This is a genomic window from Aquabacterium sp., from assembly GCF_029946005.1.
In the GTDB taxonomy this organism is placed as follows: domain Bacteria; phylum Pseudomonadota; class Gammaproteobacteria; order Burkholderiales; family Burkholderiaceae_C; genus Aquabacterium.
Map to the genome: position 1 here is coordinate 122,971 of NZ_JAQSDR010000014.1, position 16,305 is coordinate 139,275.

General features: G+C 61.9%; 13 protein-coding genes and 1 tRNA gene. 1 reads left to right on the top strand and 13 read right to left on the bottom strand.

The window, feature by feature from the left end:
- Positions 1 to 6 precede the first annotated feature (6 nt).
- The 3 genes from PSV38_RS10550 to PSV38_RS10560 form a co-directional block, all read right to left on the bottom strand.
- Positions 7 to 2,028 (bottom strand): neutral/alkaline ceramidase, encoded by a 2,022-nt coding sequence (locus PSV38_RS10550; protein ID WP_300547234.1) that lies wholly within the window; start codon positions 2,026 to 2,028, stop codon positions 7 to 9.
- 155 nt (positions 2,029 to 2,183) lie between these two features.
- A complete protein-coding gene (locus PSV38_RS10555; protein WP_300547235.1) occupies positions 2,184 to 5,018 on the bottom strand; it encodes a NosD domain-containing protein in 2,835 nt (944 codons plus the stop codon).
- A gap of 189 nt (positions 5,019 to 5,207) precedes the next feature.
- Complete coding sequence (locus PSV38_RS10560; RefSeq protein WP_300547237.1) at positions 5,208 to 6,935, bottom strand: hemagglutinin repeat-containing protein; 1,728 nt, start codon at positions 6,933 to 6,935, stop codon at positions 5,208 to 5,210.
- 600 nt (positions 6,936 to 7,535) lie between these two features.
- On the opposite strand from PSV38_RS10560, the gene PSV38_RS10565 reads away from it, so the two are divergent.
- A complete protein-coding gene (locus PSV38_RS10565) occupies positions 7,536 to 8,957 on the top strand; it encodes a Fic family protein (RefSeq protein ID WP_300547238.1) in 1,422 nt (473 codons plus the stop codon).
- Between the two features lie 81 nt (positions 8,958 to 9,038).
- Here the strand turns inward: PSV38_RS10565 and PSV38_RS10570 are convergent.
- The 10 genes from PSV38_RS10570 to PSV38_RS10615 all read right to left on the bottom strand — a co-directional run bounded on the left by PSV38_RS10570 (position 9,039) and on the right by PSV38_RS10615 (position 16,083).
- Positions 9,039 to 9,113 (bottom strand) — tRNA-Val (locus tag PSV38_RS10570).
- 47 nt (positions 9,114 to 9,160) lie between these two features.
- Positions 9,161 to 9,883: a DNA polymerase III subunit epsilon gene (gene dnaQ, locus PSV38_RS10575; RefSeq protein ID WP_300547239.1), complete on the bottom strand. Its 723-nt coding sequence runs from the start codon at positions 9,881 to 9,883 to the stop codon at positions 9,161 to 9,163.
- A gap of 1 nt (position 9,884) precedes the next feature.
- Positions 9,885 to 10,223, bottom strand: a complete 339-nt coding sequence (gene fdx / locus PSV38_RS10580) for an ISC system 2Fe-2S type ferredoxin (protein WP_300547240.1) — start codon at positions 10,221 to 10,223, stop codon at positions 9,885 to 9,887.
- 4 nt (positions 10,224 to 10,227) lie between these two features.
- Positions 10,228 to 12,096, bottom strand: coding sequence for a Fe-S protein assembly chaperone HscA (hscA, locus tag PSV38_RS10585; protein ID WP_300547241.1), 1,869 nt, complete (start codon positions 12,094 to 12,096; stop codon positions 10,228 to 10,230).
- An 11-nt stretch (positions 12,097 to 12,107) separates the two neighbouring features.
- Positions 12,108 to 12,632, bottom strand: coding sequence for a Fe-S protein assembly co-chaperone HscB (hscB, locus tag PSV38_RS10590; RefSeq protein WP_300547242.1), 525 nt, complete (start codon positions 12,630 to 12,632; stop codon positions 12,108 to 12,110).
- A gap of 69 nt (positions 12,633 to 12,701) precedes the next feature.
- Positions 12,702 to 13,025 (bottom strand): iron-sulfur cluster assembly protein IscA, encoded by a 324-nt coding sequence (gene iscA / locus PSV38_RS10595; RefSeq protein WP_290663065.1) that lies wholly within the window; start codon positions 13,023 to 13,025, stop codon positions 12,702 to 12,704.
- 97 nt (positions 13,026 to 13,122) lie between these two features.
- Complete coding sequence (gene iscU / locus PSV38_RS10600) at positions 13,123 to 13,509, bottom strand: Fe-S cluster assembly scaffold IscU (RefSeq protein ID WP_300547243.1); 387 nt, start codon at positions 13,507 to 13,509, stop codon at positions 13,123 to 13,125.
- A 45-nt stretch (positions 13,510 to 13,554) separates the two neighbouring features.
- Positions 13,555 to 14,775, bottom strand: coding sequence for an IscS subfamily cysteine desulfurase (locus PSV38_RS10605; RefSeq protein WP_300547244.1), 1,221 nt, complete (start codon positions 14,773 to 14,775; stop codon positions 13,555 to 13,557).
- A 103-nt stretch (positions 14,776 to 14,878) separates the two neighbouring features.
- A complete protein-coding gene (iscR, locus tag PSV38_RS10610; protein WP_300547245.1) occupies positions 14,879 to 15,415 on the bottom strand; it encodes a Fe-S cluster assembly transcriptional regulator IscR in 537 nt (178 codons plus the stop codon).
- A 176-nt stretch (positions 15,416 to 15,591) separates the two neighbouring features.
- Entirely contained in the window at positions 15,592 to 16,083 is a 492-nt protein-coding gene (locus PSV38_RS10615) for a low molecular weight protein-tyrosine-phosphatase (protein ID WP_300547478.1), read from the bottom strand.
- Positions 16,084 to 16,305 lie beyond the last annotated feature (222 nt).

Below are 16,305 nucleotides of genomic sequence, written 5' to 3' on the forward strand. Positions count from 1 at the left end.
CCGCCGTCAACCGGACGTCAGCACCTGGAAGCTGCGGGAGGTGCCGGTGAAGGGCTTGATGACGCCCAGCAGCGACTTGGCATGGCCATGGTGCACGATGCGGTAAGTTCCCAATGGAGCATCAGCGGGGATGGTCCATGAAATCTCGGCCCTGGATTCTGCGGCGAACACCCGCTCCCAGCGGTACTTGGTGGACCAGTCCCCATCATCGGCCACCGCCTTCCAGCCCGCTGGGGTGAGTTGCTGCACCTCAAGGTAGGTGCCGCCTCGGCGCAGATTGTTCTTGGGGTGACCGGTCTGGAATCGCACGACCACGGTATCACCCCGCTTGTAGCTGCTGGCCGCATCGCTCAGCACGCTGCCAAAGGTGCGGCCCAGTGAGGGTGCATCCATGATCACGCCGGTCTGGAAGTTCATCTGGCAGCACGCCAGATCACGGGGTTGAAGCGTGTTGGTGGTGGGCACACCAGCCACCATGTCCTTGGCCAACTTGTCGAGTTCTTGCTGGTAAGCCGGTTGCGTCCAGGGGCCAAACAAGGTGCTGCCACCTTCGTAGTCCTGCTGGCTGTACTCCTCGGGGGTGGTGATGTAGTTGGTGTAGGCATTGGTGTAGCCCACCACCAGAACCTGCCGGATGTCCGTCCCGAGAGTCTGGGCCAACTGGCGCCGAATGCGGTAACCCGACATGACGGTGGCTTCACCGGGCAGGGTCGCCAGGTAGAGCTGACCCAAGCGCACCAGTTGGACGGGGACCACTTCGGGCGTCCAGGGGTAGGGTTGCAGCCGACCCGTTGGCACGAAGATCTGCTTGGCGCCATGGCACTCGCGCAGGCTGCTGGGGATGGTGAACACCAATCCACCCACGGATTGAAGGAAGGGGTTGGACACCCCCTCATTGGCCACACCAGGGCCGGGTCCATCTTCCGTGCTGCCTGCGGCAAACGCCGCGCCCAGCGCAGCGGAGCAGGTGGTGTGTGGTTGCGCATCCGGGGTGTAGGCCGCCGCCACTTGCACGCTGCTCATGTCGATGAAGCGCATGCGGTAGTCCAGCCCCCCGCTCAACACCGTGCTGGATTGGTTGGACAAGGCCAGGGCCTTGTCGGTCTGGCGCTGGCCAATGATCCGGGTGTTCTCAAACTCGTCCTCGGTGGGGCCACTCCCCGGCTTGAGGTTGAGGTTGGGCGTCATGTCGCCGGCATTGGTCTGCGCAAACCCCGCCACAAACGGTGAGGTGCTGCTGCGATAGCGCACGCCTTGGTGGTCATGCTCCCAGCGGTAAGCCGCGTAACCCTTGTTGTCGCCACTGATCAGGGTGTTCTTGCCGGTCATGCTGGTGCCATGGGTGGGGAACAGGCTCAGGGCGCCCACGGCCTGGCCACCCTTTTTGAAGGTCAGCACCGTCATCAAGGGGTCGATCTCCTGCGGGAAGGCAGCACGGTCAGACGCAGGGTTGCGCTGAAACGCGGGGGATGAGCGGTTTTTGCTGACGGTCGTCAACTCGCCTTGATTGAGCAGGATGTCGCCGGGCGCCTTGCTGGCATGAGCACGGTCAATGGATTCGACAATGCCATCAACGATGGCGTTGAAGGTTGCTTTCTGAAAACCCAGGATGGTGATGTTGTAGAGCGCGTAATGCGAATAGCCGCCGGGGCCCGCGTGCGTGTGCGTGGCCGTGATCACCAGGTTTTGCTGGTGGTACAGCGAACCATAGCGGGTGGCCAGTCTGGCCAGCACGGCTTGGTGAATGGACTGCGTGACCAAGCCAAGGTCGGTGACCACCAGCGCCACAGTTTTGTGGGTGGCAACGTCTTCGCTGATGAAGGCGCGGGCACGCAGGCGCTGGTGGATGCCCGAGGTTTTCTGGCCCAGCTCGGCATAGCCCATCATGCCCACCTCGGCGGCTTCGCCAGTGATGTCGCTGATGCCCACGCCGACCAGGTAGTTAGACGCAGCGGATGCCGGCCATTGAATGCACAAGGTCGTGAGCAAGGCAGCCGCAGCTGTGCTCAGGCTTCTTTGAATCGGCATGACGGGCTCCAATGATGGGAAGGCGAAAGCATTCGGGGCCGCCCACAAAGGCAGCCCATAGCAAAAACAATATGTTTTAAAAAAACATCGTTTTAATGATACGTGCCAATCGCACGCAAAGTCATCATTGGAAACCCTGCCTCCTGCCCAGCGGGTCAGGGCGAGGTGGGGCAGCCCGCCTCATCGACACCGCTCAGGCTCACGTCGGTGCCAGCGCAAGAGTCACGACCATTGGGCACACCATCCACATCGGAATCAAGCCAGGACTGGGCGTTCAAGCCAATGACCTTGGAGCCCCATGCCGATACCGACAAAGGGAAGCTCACGGGGGCCTTGGTCTTCACATCGATGTAGCTGCCGCAAGCCGCCGCATCCGGGTTCGGGCAAGCGATGCCCGTCCTGACGGTCGGTGAGGCGTTGTAGTAGCCCACGGGGGCGGCATTGCCGGTGAACACTTGCGCTTTGCGGAGCGACACATTGGCCAGCTTGAACGGCGACCCACCAAAGAACTTGAAATAGACCATGGCGTTGTTGCTCATCAACTCCTCGACGGTCAACAGGCGGCTGTAAGTGGCCTTGCCCAGGGAGCCCATGACCTGGGATTCGCCCGTCTGTGCAAAAACGGGCACGGCGACGTCATCCCACGGGGAGTCGCTGCGCAGGATCGAGGCCAGCAAGGGCGAGCCTGGCGCACCCGCAAAATTGAAGGACAACCAGTACTTGGTGTTCTTCTCCAGCGAAATCGGTGCTCCCGTGTTGACCGAGAACGAAACCCCCTGGGTGCTGCTGGGGTTGGTCGGCGTGACCGTCAGGAAGTTCTCACCGCTCAGGACACTGAGGGAGGCATCTCCCGTCCACCAACCATTGGTGTTGCCCGGGCTGAACACCCCGTTGAGGATCAACTCGGGGGCACCCGCCACGGCACCAATGCCATAAGACGTGGCATGCAGTGCACTGCCGGAGCTGGCCAAATCACGCCCACTGGCCTGCCACTGCTTGAAGGTCATGAAACGGCGAGTGCTGGCCGGCGTGTCGTTCTCGGCAAACTCAGCAGACCGGTAGCTCGCGTAAGCGTTGTTCGTGAAAGTGCCCAGGTCGGTGGTCGCCCGGTACAGGCTTTGTTGGTAGACCAGCGGCTCGGACGAGTTCGAGGCGAACACATTGCCGTTGAACACGTTGTTGGACATGGGGTAGGTGCTGGAGATGTTCTCCTGCAGCCACACCTGACGGCGATTGTTCACCACCGTGTTCGACGAGATGGTGTTGTTGCTGCCCTGGTGGATCAGCACGCCCATGTCGGATCCCGACACATGGTTGTTGCTCACCTGGGTGGCGCTGGCGTAGTCATCAAGGTAGATGCCGCCGACATAGGTCTTGCGCACGCCGTCGTTGAAGCCGTTGCTCATGGCCGAGCCGTCAAGCCGGTTGTCGGCCACCAAGGTGCCTTCGATGAAATTGTTGGAGATTGTCGTGCCCACGTCGAACTCGGTCCAGGCCGGGGTGTGGGGCTCATCGGTGATGCCGTACAGCTTGCCATTCACGTAGATGGCACCACAGTCGTCGTAGCCCAGACAGGCGTTCTTGACCAGGTTGTACGAGATGGTGTTGAGCTTGCCACCATGGATGCCGATGGCGGATGGGCTTTCCACCAGGTTGCCTGTGGCGTTGCCCTTGCGACCCAGTAAAATGGCAGCCCGGGCATAGGTGCCCGAGCCGGCATTCACCACCGTGTTGTTGGTGATGTTGATGTTCCGCGTGATGCTGTTGGCCCAACGTCGGTCGCCACTCACATCAATGCCTTCATTGACGCTGTTCTCGACGCGCGACTGATTGATGGAGCCTGTGCCCGCGCTGGACGACGACGTGTTGTTGACCACGTTGATGCCCTTGCGCCCCGCATGATTGACGACCACGTTGTTGATGGTGACGCTGGCGCCAGCTTTCCAGCCATGATCGATCACGATGCCATCGCCGCGCGTTTCGCGCACCTCCAGCCCGTTGATGCTGACCGACGCGACCTTGTCGGCCTGGATGCCGTGCATGCGCACCGCCGCGGTCAGGGCCTTGCCTTGGGGGGAAGTGCCATCGGGCAGCCAGACGTAGAGCTTCTTGGTGGCAGCGTCATACGACCACTCACCGGGTGCGTCCAGCATCCAGCGCTTGTTCTCCAGCCAATAGCCATACCGAGGATCGATCGGATAAGTGCCCACGCCGGGCCAATCGCCATCCCGAGCTTTCAGGATGTCGGCCGCGTATTCAGCGGTGGGCTGCATGTCGGCCGTGATGTTGACCTTGCCGCTTGCCACGGCTGAGGAGGTCGACACATACCGGGTCATGTACCAGTCATTGTTCTTGACGTAGACCAGGGCGTTGAGCAGGTCCTTGTTTTGCAAGCCAGAGGTATCCGGAGACACGTCCAACTGGTGTGAATACTCGTCGGCGAGTTGCACATTGGCAGGGCCGGTCTGCAGGAACTTGCGCGACCCCTTCTTGAACGTGCCGAAACCGACATTGGGGTGCCGGGCCCTGGTCAGCCGCACGCCATTCAGGAAGAGTTGGTCGACGCCGGAAGCGATGGCATTACCGCTGGCATTCGCCTCACTGACCAAAAGCGTGGATGCATTGGCAACCCAGACATTGGCGCCATCTGACGCCCAGGTGAGGCCGCCAGCAGGCACCGAGCCGCTGAGGATGGGCCTGGCCGTGGAGACGAAAGGCGGCGTGTAGCTGTTGTAGGTGACGCCCGACTTGACCTTCAAGGTCTCGTTCCAACGGTCGCCCGTTTTGAAGGAAACAATGTCACCCGGCTGAAGATTGGCACCATTGACCTTGCTGACTGATTTCCATGGAGTGGTAGTTCCATTGCCACTGTTGGCATCATTACCCGCGTTGCCGCTGGAGACATAGTACTGAGCGGCCCAGGCCGTCTGAGACAAGACCAGGCCTGCTGCGGCAAGGCCCAATGCTGTAGAAATTTTACCAAGTGGCATGCTTAACCCCTGCTGATGTGTGAAAGACCAGTGCCGTCACTGGATGGACATAGTTAACCGCAAAAATATAGCAACTTATTGGTATTTAAATTGCTACTTAATGGCAATTAAGTGATCACACCCCCAAGGTGAAGGGCAGGGAAACCCTCACCGGGATGCGAGACCGATCGGCACGGGAGCGGAAAGGTGTCACCGCCCGATCTTGACCCGCACCGTCTTCACGCTGCCATCGGCCTGCGGCACCTTGACCACCAGGTTGAGCGTGCCCTTGAAGTCGGCCGGCGGGGAGCCCGTGAAGGCGCCAGTGGCCGGGTCGAACTTCAGCCACGTCGGCATGGGCTTGCCGCTCGCGGTCTTGACCTCGATCTTCTTGCCCGGCGGCAAGGTGGCCGGCACCTGCACCACGGCCTTCACCTGAGGCCCGGCGGCCGCACCGGCCTTCTCGACGCTGCCACCCTTGGCCACCATGGCTGTCGTGGTCTTGCTGACCTCGCCCCCGGCCTTGGTCAGCCCGATCGCGGCGTTGCCACTGACCTCATCCGACTTGCTGATGCCCCCAGCCGCGTTGATGCTGGCCGTGCGATCGACCTTGGTGCCCACCAAGGTCACGTCCTTGCCCGCCACGATGTCGACCCCCTTGCCGCCTGCAATGCTCGCCGCGCTGGACGTGGTCGACTTGCTGCCCGACAGTTGCAAGGTGTTGCCCGATTCGCCGGTGTACTGGGTCGTGCCTTTGGTGGCGCCAGGCGTCGCCTGCCCTGCGCCGGCTGGTGCATCGCCGGCCGAGGTCTCGCGCTTGCCGGAAGCGGTGAGTGAGCCGCTCACGGCGAAACCCGAAGAGGTGCTTTCCGCCGCCTTCACATTGACGTTGCCGCCCGCCGCCACTGTCGTCTTGCCCTGTGCGGTCACCTGCGTGCCTTCCAGCGTGGTGTCCTTGCCTGACGACAGCGTGAGCTTGCCGCCAGACTGGACCGTGCTGCCCTTGGCCGTGGTGCTGCTGCCCTGCGCGTAGCCCGCGCTGAGGCCGACATTGCCTTCTGAAGACGAGCTGGCCTTGGTGGTTTCGCCCGTCTTGGCGTCTGTGCCGCCCGGGCTGCTGGACTTGGTCGCGCCGACCTTGCCGCTCACGTCCAGCGACTTGCTGGTCGCCGTGTCCTTGGCCGCATTGAAGGCCAGGTCACCCTTCGCTGCGATGCTGGCGTCGCCCTTGGCGGCGATGTTGCTGCCCTCGAAGCTCGCGTTCCCGCCGGACTTGACGTCGAGCTTGCCGCCCGACTGGATGCTGCTGACCACGGCCTGCGAAGAACTGGCACTGCTGTCCTTGTAGCCGCCGCTGAGCTCGGCCCCAGCCGACGAGCCACCCTTGCCCTTGTCGGCCGTGACCGAGGCGGCCACGTTGAAGCCCGTGGTGGCACTGGACTGCGTGTTGCGTGCGGCATCGACCTGAAGGTTGCCGCCGGTGGTGCCCTTGCCCGTGGTGGTGGAGGTGTTGGCCGCAGCCTTGTAGTCCAGCGAACCGGCGTTCAGCTCGACATCCTTGCCCGCTTTGATCTGCGTGCCTTCCAGGCTGGTCTTGCCGCCCGATGTGCTGCTGACCTTGCCGCCTGCCTTGATGTTGGACACGACGGCCGTGCTGGTCGACGACGCGCTTTGGCTCTGGTCGTTCTCGTAGCTGGCCTTGAAGCCCGCAGCAGCCGTCGCACTGGTTTCGGGCTTGGCGGTGGTCACCGGCCCCCCGAGGCCCACCGAGGCATCGGCCTTCATGGAGGCGCTGGCACCCGCCTCGGCGTACACGCCCAGCTTGGCCGTGTTCGTTTCCGACTTGGACGACTCGTAAGTGGTGTTTTGTGCGGCCTTGCTGGTGATGGTTTTGGCCGACTGCATGAAGTCGCCCCCCGCTTCGATGTTGGTGCCCACGTCGATGATGCTGTTGGCTGCCGAGCGTTGGATAGCCCTTGCGACGGATCTTGGCCCGCCAGTACTGCCCGCGTTTCTCGAAAGTTGCCATCTGCTCCTCATGTGGTGGTTGAGTGCGAGTGCCAGGCCTGACTGCTGCCCCACTGTCCCAAAATTGTCCCAAATTTTGAAACGGGCAAGAAAAAAAGCACCTAGCATCGCTGCTAAGTGCTTGATTTTCCTTGGTGGGCGGTGCAGGGTTCGAACCTGCGACCCCTGCCGTGTGAAAGCCCTCCGACCCCTAGGCGGGACACTGAAAACCGCCAAAAATCAACAACTTAACTACTCCACACATACCGAATTATTTACCAATATAACCGAGCGAGTGTCGGAGAAGTGTCGGAGATTTTGAAGCGACTTGAGCGTCAGCAGACCGGTGCCAGATCACACCATCGACCGGGTGGGCCACCCATTTTGGACTGTCCCGAAGCGCTTGGACTGGTCAGCCCTGTGTAGATGAGATGTCGTGAATACTAAAATCACGACACATAACTGTCGCAATACTTCTTGCGCGACAAATAAATTGTCGCGATACTCGGGCTCTGGCGCCAAGGAATGTACATGCCCCGAGTCCCCCCGCAACAAGAGCTTGATCGTCTGGCTGCGCTGATTAGCCAACAGCCTGATGGCATCGGGATCGATGCGCTTTCGCATGCGCTAGGCAACAACTTGCAGCGCCGCACCTTGCAGCGCCGCCTGGCCTTGCTGGTAGAACAAGGCCGCATACAGATGCTGGGCGAAGCCCGCGCTGTGCGCTACGCCATAGCGCCACAGGCCATCGGGGCCGCCACGCCTGACCAGATCAAAGCCGTAGATCAAGCCCCTGCTGATATCTACGTGCCGACATCAGCAAAGGGGCAGGAAATCAAGGCCTATGTGCGACAGGCCCGCCAACTGCGCAAGCCGGTGGGCTACCAACTGGGCTTCCTTGAGCAGTACCACCCCAATGTCACGGCCTATCTGCCTGAAGCACTGCGCGATCAATTGCATGCGCTGGGCAAATCGCCCGCAGACCAAACGCCAGCAGGCACATTTGCGCGCGACATCCTCAATCGCCTGTTGATTGATTTGTCCTGGGCATCGTCTCAACTGGAGGGCAACACCTACAGCAGGTTGGATACCGAGCGCCTGATCGAGTATGGCCAGGCCGCAGAAGGCAAGGATGTGCTGGAAACACAGATGATCCTGAACCACAAGCAGGCCATCGAGTACCTGGTTCATGACCCTGACCATGCCCGCGTGGCCCCGGACACCATCATCGCTCTGCATGCCTTGCTGTCAGACGGCTTGATGGCCGACCCCAGCGCCTGTGGCCGCATCCGCAGCAGAGCAGTTGAGATCGGCGGCAGCGTGTACCTGCCAGTCGCCCTGCCCCAGCGGCTGGAGGAACTGTTCGGCATCGTGGTGCAGATGGCGGCAGACATCCTTGACCCGTTCGAGCAAGCCTTCTTCTTGATGGTGCATCTGCCTTACCTGCAGCCATTCGAAGATGTGAACAAGCGCGTGTCACGCTTGGCGGCGAACATCCCGCTTATTCGCCACAACCTGTGCCCGCTGTCCTTCATTGATGTGCCGCAGCAAGCCTATGTAGATGCCATGATTGGCGTGTATGAGCTGAACCGGGTCGATTTGCTGCGCGACGTTTTCGTTTGGGCCTACGAACGCTCGTGCCAGCAATATGTCGCGGTCAAGCAGAACCTGGTGCCGCCCGATATCTTTCGCCTGCGCTATCGGCAGGCCTTGGGTGAGGTCATCGCCCAGATCGTCCGTGGTGATGAGGTCGCAACCCAGGCCACTGTGAACGCGAGAGTGCCGTCTGCCGTGCCTGAGGCGGACAAGGCGCATTTCATCAAGCTGGTTCTCGATGAGTTCAGCACTTTGCACCCCGGCAACGCTGTGCGCTTTGGCATTCGGCCTTTGGAGCTGGCCGCCTGGCGAAGCGCCCAGCGAGCCACTGACAGCTCACCACCTCAATCGCCATAAGTCTTTGAAAATCAAACACTTATAGGCAATCAAGGCAACAAAAAACCCGACCTGCTTTGAGGCAGTGTCGGGTTCATGTTTTGGTGGGCGGTGCAGGGTTCGAACCTGCGACCCCTGCCGTGTGAAGGCAGTGCTCTACCACTGAGCTAACCGCCCGAAACTGGTGATTTCGGCTACGCCTAGGTGTTTGGCGAAGAGCAAGATTATAGCACGGCTTCCAATGATTTCCAAATCGCCTTGCCGCCACTGGCTTTGTCGATGTCGGCCAGCGCCTTGTCAAAGGCCTCGGCTTCGGCCGTGCTGGGCTCGATCACCCTCAGCGCGAACAGGCTCAAATCCACGGCAGCGGCGTCGAGCGCGGCCTGGCTGCCCTCTTCGTCGCCCCCAGCATCGATCAACAGCGCATCCTGGCCGCGCGTCATGTTGATGTAGACCGTGGCCAGCAACTCGGCGTCCATCAAGGCGCCGTGCAAGGTCCGATGGGTGTTGTCGACTTCCAGCCGTTTGCACAAGGCGTCCAGCGAATTGGACTTGCCCGGGAACATCTCGCGCGCCATCACCAGGGTGTCGAGCACACCCTCGATGTGGTGGGCCATCACCCCCTTGCTCACGCGGCGCAACTCGGCATTCAGGAAGCCGATGTCGAAGCTGGCGTTGTGGATGATCAACTCGGAGCCAGCCACGTAGTCCAGAAACTCGTCGACCACGGACGCGAACAGGGGCTTGTCGGCCAGGAACTCGTCGGTCAATCCGTGGATGCGGACAGCATCTTCATGGTTGGGCCGCTGCGGGTTCAGGTAGAAGTGCAGGTGCCGGCCGGTCAAGCGCCGGTTCACCATCTCCACACAGCCGATTTCGATGATGCGGTCGCCCGACTCGGGGCTCAGGCCAGTGGTCTCGGTGTCGAGGAAGATCTGGCGCGACATGTCAGTGGTTCTCGCGCGCGTGGTTGATCGTGTACTTGGGGATGTCGATCACCAGGTCTTTGCCCGCCACGATGGCCTGGCAGCTCAGGCGCGAGTTGGGCTCCAGGCCCCAGGCGCGGTCGAGCAGGTCTTCTTCGGTCTCGTCCATCTCGTTGAGGCTGTTGAAGCCCTCGCGCACGATGACGTGGCAGGTGGTGCAAGCCGCGCTCATGTCGCAGGCGTGTTCGATGGCGATGTTGTTCTCGAGCAGCGCCTCGCAGACCGAGGTACCGGGTGCCACGGTGATGCTGGCGCCTTGTGGGCACAACTCGGCATGGGGCAGGATTTTGATGATGGGCATGGCGTCAGACTTGATCGATGGTGCGGCCGGCCAAAGCCTGGCGGATGCCGCGGTTCATCCGTTCGGCAGCGAAGGCTTCGGTGCCATTGGCCAGGGCTTTGATCGAGGCCTCCAGGGCATCCACATCGCCCCAATCACAGCGCTGGCCCACATTGGCCATCAGCTGATCGATCTCGGTGCGCTGGCCTGCGCTCAGCAGGTCGCCATCGGCGGTCAGCGCGGTGCGCGTGGCCTCCAGCATGCGCTCGGCCTCGACGCGCGCTTCGCGCAGCGAGCGGTCCTTCATGTCGGCTTCGGCCGTGGTGAAGCCTTCGCGCAGCATGTGGGCCACCTGGTCGTCACTCAGGCCATAGCTGGGCTTGACCACCACCGAGGCCTCGACGCCCGAGTGCTGTTCACGCGCGGTGACGCTGAGCAAGCCATCGGCATCGACCTGGAAGGTCACGCGGATGCGCGCAGCCCCAGCAGCCATGGGCGGGATGCCGCGCAACTCGAAACGCGCCAGCGAGCGGCAATGCTCGACCTGCTCGCGCTCGCCTTGCAGCACGTGCACGGCCAAGGCGGTCTGCCCTTCCTTGAATGTGGTGAAGTCTTGTGCCAGGGCGCAGGGAATGGGCGTGTTGCGCGGGATGATGCGCTCGACCAACCCCCCCATGGTTTCCAGGCCCAGGGACAGGGGCAGCACGTCCAGCAGCAGGTGATCGCCCTTGTCGTTGTTGCCCGCCAGTTGATTGGCCTGGATGCCCGCGCCCAGGGCCACCACTTCGTCAGGGTTGAGGTCGGTCAGAGGCGGTTGGCCAAAGAATGCGCCCACGGCATCGCGCACGGCCGGCATGCGGGTTGAGCCGCCGACCATCACCACGCCTTTGACTTCATCAGGCTTGACCTTGGCATCGCGCAGCACGCGCTTGACTGCTACCAAGGTGCGGTCGATCAAAGGCTTGGACAGCTCTTGCAAGCGTTCACGGGTGATGCTGGTGGACAGCATGCCGCCCGACAGCTTGCAGGACAAATGCGCGTGGCCATCGGTGGACAGCTTCTCCTTGATCGCCCGTGCCGCCACCAGCACCGCGCGTTTGTCTTGCGGCGTGACGGCTTCCATCTGCGCGTCCAGCAGGGCGGCTTCGGCCAAGGCATGGTCGATGTCGTCGCCACCCAAGGCGGAGTCACCTCCGGTGGCAACCACCTCGAACACACCGCGACTGAGTTGCAGCAGCGAGATGTCGAAGGTGCCACCGCCCAGATCGTAGATGGCGTAGAGGCCTTCGGAGCGGTTGTCCAGGCCATAGGCGATCGCAGCGGCCGTGGGCTCGTTCAACAAGCGCAGCACGTTCAGGCCGGCCATCTGCGCCGCATCCTTGGTGGCCTGGCGTTGGGCATCGTCAAAGTAGGCGGGCACGGTGATGACCGCGCCAAACAGGTCGTCGTTGAAGGTGTCTTCGGCGCGCTGGCGCAAGGTGGCCAGGATCTCGGCCGACACCTCGACGGGCGACTTGACGCCCGCCACCGTGACCACGCCCACCATGCCGGGCTGGTCTTCAAACTGGTAAGGCAGGCTCTTGGCATCGGCCAGGTCGGCCAACTGCCGGCCCATGAATCGCTTGACCGACACGATCGTGTTCTGCGGGTCTTCAGCCTGCTGGGCCAGTGCGTCAAAACCGATCGCGCGGCGTGTCTTGCCTTGAGCGTCGAGCAGGTAGCGCACGGCGGAAGGCAGGATCACGCGGCCCTGCTCATCGGGCAGGCATTCAGCCACCCCGCTGCGCACGGAAGCGACCAGCGAGTGCGTGGTGCCCAGGTCGATGCCGACCGCGATGCGGCGCTGGTGCGGGTCGGGCGATTGCCCGGGTTCGGAGATTTGCAGCAAGGCCATGGGGATGCGGCTCAGAGGCCGTCTTCGTATCGTTCAAGTCGCAGGTTGATCTCATCGCTCAAGCGATCGATGAACATCAGGGCACGCACTTCAAGTGCGGCTTGCGTGGGGTTGGACTGGACATCCAGCAATTGGGTGATCTTGGCCAGGCGCGCCTTGCGTTGGCTGGAGACCTCGCCTTCCAGCACCTGCACGTCTTCGGCCGAACCGGCGGCTTCCAGAGCTTCGCGCCATTCCATTTGCTGGATCAGGAAGTCAGAAGGCATCGCGGTGTTGCTCTCGCTTTGCACCGGCACGCCCGCCAGCTCGCACAAGTAGGCGGCGCGCTTGAGCGGGTCTTTCAGGCGCTGGTAGGCCTCGTTGACCCGCACTGCCCACTGCATAGCCACGCGCTGCGCAGCGCCACCCTCGGCGGCGAAGCGATCAGGATGCACCTTGGCCTGCAGCGCCTTCCACTGCGCGTCGAGCGCGCTGCGTTCCAGCGCGAAGGACCGAGGCAATCCCAGCAAGGTGAAATCATCAGCGTCGAGGTTCATGGCAATGCGCTCATCTCACAAAGCAAAACCCCACCACAGGGTGGGGTCGGCGGCCGGGCAAAAAGCAGGTCAGACGCGGAAGGACTCGCCACAACCACACCGGTCACGCTCTTTGGGGTTGTTGAACTTGAAGCCTTCATTCAGGCCTTCGCGCGCAAAATCCAACTCGGTACCGTCGATGTAAGGCAGGCTTTTGGGATCGACCAGGATCTTGACCCCTTGGTTCTCGAAGACGATGTCTTCCGGTGCCACCTCGTCGGCGAACTCGATCTTGTAGGCCAGGCCCGAGCAACCCGTGGTCTTGACGCCCAATCGCACGCCCACGCCCTTGCCGCGGCGGCCCAGGTAGCGGTTGATGTGCCGTGCAGCGGCATCGGTCAGCGAGACCGACATGCCTTGCGCACCCGCCTGGCCAGCGGAGGCCATCTCGGGCAAAGGCCCATTACCGGGCCCGCTGGTGCACGAGCTAGAAGCGGTGCTGACGGCTTGATCAGGCAGCATGTTTGGCCTTGTAGTCGTTCACGGCGGCTTTGATGGCATCTTCCGCCAAGATTGAGCAGTGGATCTTGACCGGAGGCAAAGCCAGCTCTTCGGCAATGTGCGTGTTCTTGATGGTGAGTGCTTCGTCCAGCGTCTTGCCGCGCACCCATTCGGTGACGAGCGAGCTGGACGCGATGGCCGAACCGCAGCCGTAAGTTTTGAAGCGCGCGTCTTCGATCACGCCGGTTTGCGGGTTGACCTTGATCTGCAACTTCATCACATCGCCGCAAGCCGGCGCGCCGACCATGCCGGTGCCCACGGACTCGTCGCCTTTTTCAAAGGCGCCCACGTTGCGGGGGTTTTCGTAGTGGTCAATGACCTTGTCGCTGTATGCCATGGTGGTACTCCAAGAACGAGTTGAGCGTAGCGCGTTGACGGGAAGTCAGTGCGCGGCCCATTGAATAGTGCTGATGTCAATGCCGTCTTTGAACATGTCCCACAAGGGGGACAGTTCGCGCAGCTTGGCCACGCGCTCTTTCAAGGTCGACACGGCGTAATCGATTTCTTCTTCGGTCGTGAAACGGCCGATGGTCATGCGCAGCGAGCTGTGCGCCAACTCGTCGCTGCGGCCCAGGGCGCGCAGCACGTAGCTGGGTTCCAGGCTGGCGGACGTGCAGGCCGAGCCCGAAGACACGGCGATGCCCTTGATGCCCATGATCAGCGACTCGCCTTCCACATAGTTGAAGGAGATGTTCAGGTTGTGCGGCACGCGGTGCTCGACGTCACCGTTGATGAAGATCTGCTCGATGTCTTGCAGGCCTTTGAGCAAACGCTGCTGCAAGGCCAGGATGCGCGGACCCTCGATGTGCATTTCTTCTTGCGCGATGCGGAAAGCTTCACCCATGCCCACGATCTGGTGCGTGGGCAAGGTGCCGGAGCGCATGCCACGCTCGTGCCCGCCGCCGTGCATTTGCGCTTCCAGACGCACGCGCGGCTTGCGGCGCACGTACAACGCGCCAATGCCCTTGGGGCCGTAAGTTTTGTGCGAGGCCAGGCTCAGCAGGTCGACCGGCAGCTTGGCCATGTCGATGTCGATCTTGCCGGTGGCTTGCGCGGCATCGACGTGAAAGATGACGCCTTTTTCGCGGCATAGATTGCCCAGCGCCGTGATGTCCTGGATGACACCAATTTCGTTGTTCACGAACATGACCGAGGCAAGGATGGTGTCGGGGCGGATCGCGGCCTTGAACTTCTCGAAGTCCAGCAGGCCGTTTTCTTCCACATCGAGGTAAGTCGCTTCAAAACCTTGGCGCTCCAGCTCGCGGAAGGTGTCGAGCACGGCCTTGTGCTCGGTCTTGACCGTGATGATGTGCTTGCCGCGGCTTTGGTAGAAATGTGCCGCGCCTTTGATGGCCAGGTTATTGGACTCGGTGGCGCCGGAGGTCCACACGATTTCACGCGGGTCGGCACCAATCAGGTCAGCGACCTGTTTGCGGGCGTTCTCCACGGCCTCTTCGGCATCCCACCCATAGGCGTGGGTGCGGGAGGCGGGGTTGCCGAAGCGCTCACGCAGCCAGGGGATCATGGCGTCAACCACGCGCGGGTCCACCGGGGTGGTGGCGCCGTAGTCCATGTAGATCGGGAAGTGCGGGGTCATGTCCATAGTGGGGACTCTTGGGAACTCATGCTGTTGCCGCCCTTCAACCTGCAAGGCAGGCCGGGGCCGGCGTGACCATCAGAAAAGCCTGCGATTATCGCCCGGCGACTTATTTCGCCAGCGTGGACCCCAGCGCGAACACCGAATTGGGGGCCGTGATCTTGATCGGCTTGACCACGGGTTGCGTCGAGATGGCGCGCTTGATCGGCTGCGCTTCAATCGAGACACCCTTGGCGAGCTGGTCTTCAACCAGTTTGCGCAGACTGATCGAGTCGAGGTACTCGATCATCTTGTTGTTCAGGCTGGTCCACAGGTCGTGGGTCATGCAACGGCCACCGTCATCGGAGCCCATGCAGTTTTCCTTGCCACCACAACCAGTGGCGTCAATGGGCTCATCGACGGCGACGATGATGTCGGCCACGGTGATGTCCTCAGCCTTGCGGCCCAGTGAGTAACCGCCGCCGGGGCCACGGGTGCTTTCGACGAGTTCGTGGCGGCGCAGCTTGCCAAACAACTGCTCAAGGTAAGACAGTGAAATCTGCTGACGCTGGCTGATCGCGGCCAGGGCAACGGGCCCCGTGTGTTCGCGCAGGGCCAGATCGATCATGGCGGTGACGGCAAAACGCCCTTTGGTGGTCAAACGCATGGCTCTTCTCCTTGTGGTCAGAATCTAGACGCCTCAGTCCTGGCCAGGGTAAACCAGAAACGACACCGACCGGGTATGACCGGCTGGCCCGGGGCGTAGTCAATCCCGAGTGAATTACTCAATTATAGAGAAACCTACTAATTTAGTCAACCAAAGACCAGGGAAATCCCTTGGGTTCAGGTCCGAACGGCCATGGCCCGAAGCCTTTGGTGAAGGTGGTCGACCAAGCCTTCACAGGCTGATTCCACCAAGTCCAGCACGGCCTCGAAGCCGTCTGGGCCGCCGTAGTAGGGGTCACCCACCACTTCACGGCCCAGCAAGGGGGAGCGCGCCGGAATGAACTCGGTCAGGCGCCGCAACTTGCTTTGCGCCTCCAGGCCCGGACAGTTTTTTTGCAGCGCCGCCAAGTTGTCCCAGTCCATGGCCAGGATCAGGTCGAACTGGTGGAAATCACTTTGCTGCACTTTGCGGGCCCGCAGGTGGTTGAGCTTGTAGCCCCGGCGCAGCGCATGCACCTGACTGCGGTCATCCGGCGGGCGGCCCACGTGCGATCCCAGTGTCCCGGCGGAATCAACTTCGACAAGCTGACCCAGCCCGGTTTGGGCCAGCTTCTGGCGCAGAACCGCCTCGGCGGTGGGCGAACGGCAGATGTTGCCCATGCACACCATAAGAACACGCAGCTTGGGGCCGCTGGGCGAGGCATCTAAAGAGGCGTTCTCAAGGGACACAGTGGGCGAAAAATGCAGTCAACAAGCTGGGATTGTCGCCCTCTTTGATGACCTTGGCACAAGCCGGGACGCTCAATGTGCACGCAAAACGGCCGATATGACCCCAGGAGCCGTGGGGCTCCGATCGACCACGCCCAATGTTCTCCGCACCGCCTGTCACGT

Coding starts and splice junctions, on each gene's coding strand:
- PSV38_RS10550 (WP_300547234.1), bottom strand. CDS start 2,028: ATGCCGATTCAAAGAAGCCTGAGCACAGCTGCGGCTGCCTTGCTCACG.
- PSV38_RS10555 (WP_300547235.1), bottom strand. CDS start 5,018: ATGCCACTTGGTAAAATTTCTACAGCATTGGGCCTTGCCGCAGCAGGC.
- PSV38_RS10565 (WP_300547238.1), top strand. CDS start 7,536: ATGCCCCGAGTCCCCCCGCAACAAGAGCTTGATCGTCTGGCTGCGCTG.
- dnaQ (WP_300547239.1), bottom strand. CDS start 9,883: ATGTCGCGCCAGATCTTCCTCGACACCGAGACCACTGGCCTGAGCCCC.
- fdx (WP_300547240.1), bottom strand. CDS start 10,223: ATGCCCATCATCAAAATCCTGCCCCATGCCGAGTTGTGCCCACAAGGC.
- hscA (WP_300547241.1), bottom strand. CDS start 12,096: ATGGCCTTGCTGCAAATCTCCGAACCCGGGCAATCGCCCGACCCGCAC.
- hscB (WP_300547242.1), bottom strand. CDS start 12,632: ATGAACCTCGACGCTGATGATTTCACCTTGCTGGGATTGCCTCGGTCC.
- iscA (WP_290663065.1), bottom strand. CDS start 13,025: ATGTCGGTCTCGCTGACCGATGCCGCTGCACGGCACATCAACCGCTAC.
- iscU (WP_300547243.1), bottom strand. CDS start 13,509: ATGGCATACAGCGACAAGGTCATTGACCACTACGAAAACCCCCGCAAC.
- PSV38_RS10605 (WP_300547244.1), bottom strand. CDS start 14,775: ATGGACATGACCCCGCACTTCCCGATCTACATGGACTACGGCGCCACC.
- iscR (WP_300547245.1), bottom strand. CDS start 15,415: ATGCGTTTGACCACCAAAGGGCGTTTTGCCGTCACCGCCATGATCGAT.
- PSV38_RS10615 (WP_300547478.1), bottom strand. CDS start 16,083: ATGGTGTGCATGGGCAACATCTGCCGTTCGCCCACCGCCGAGGCGGTT.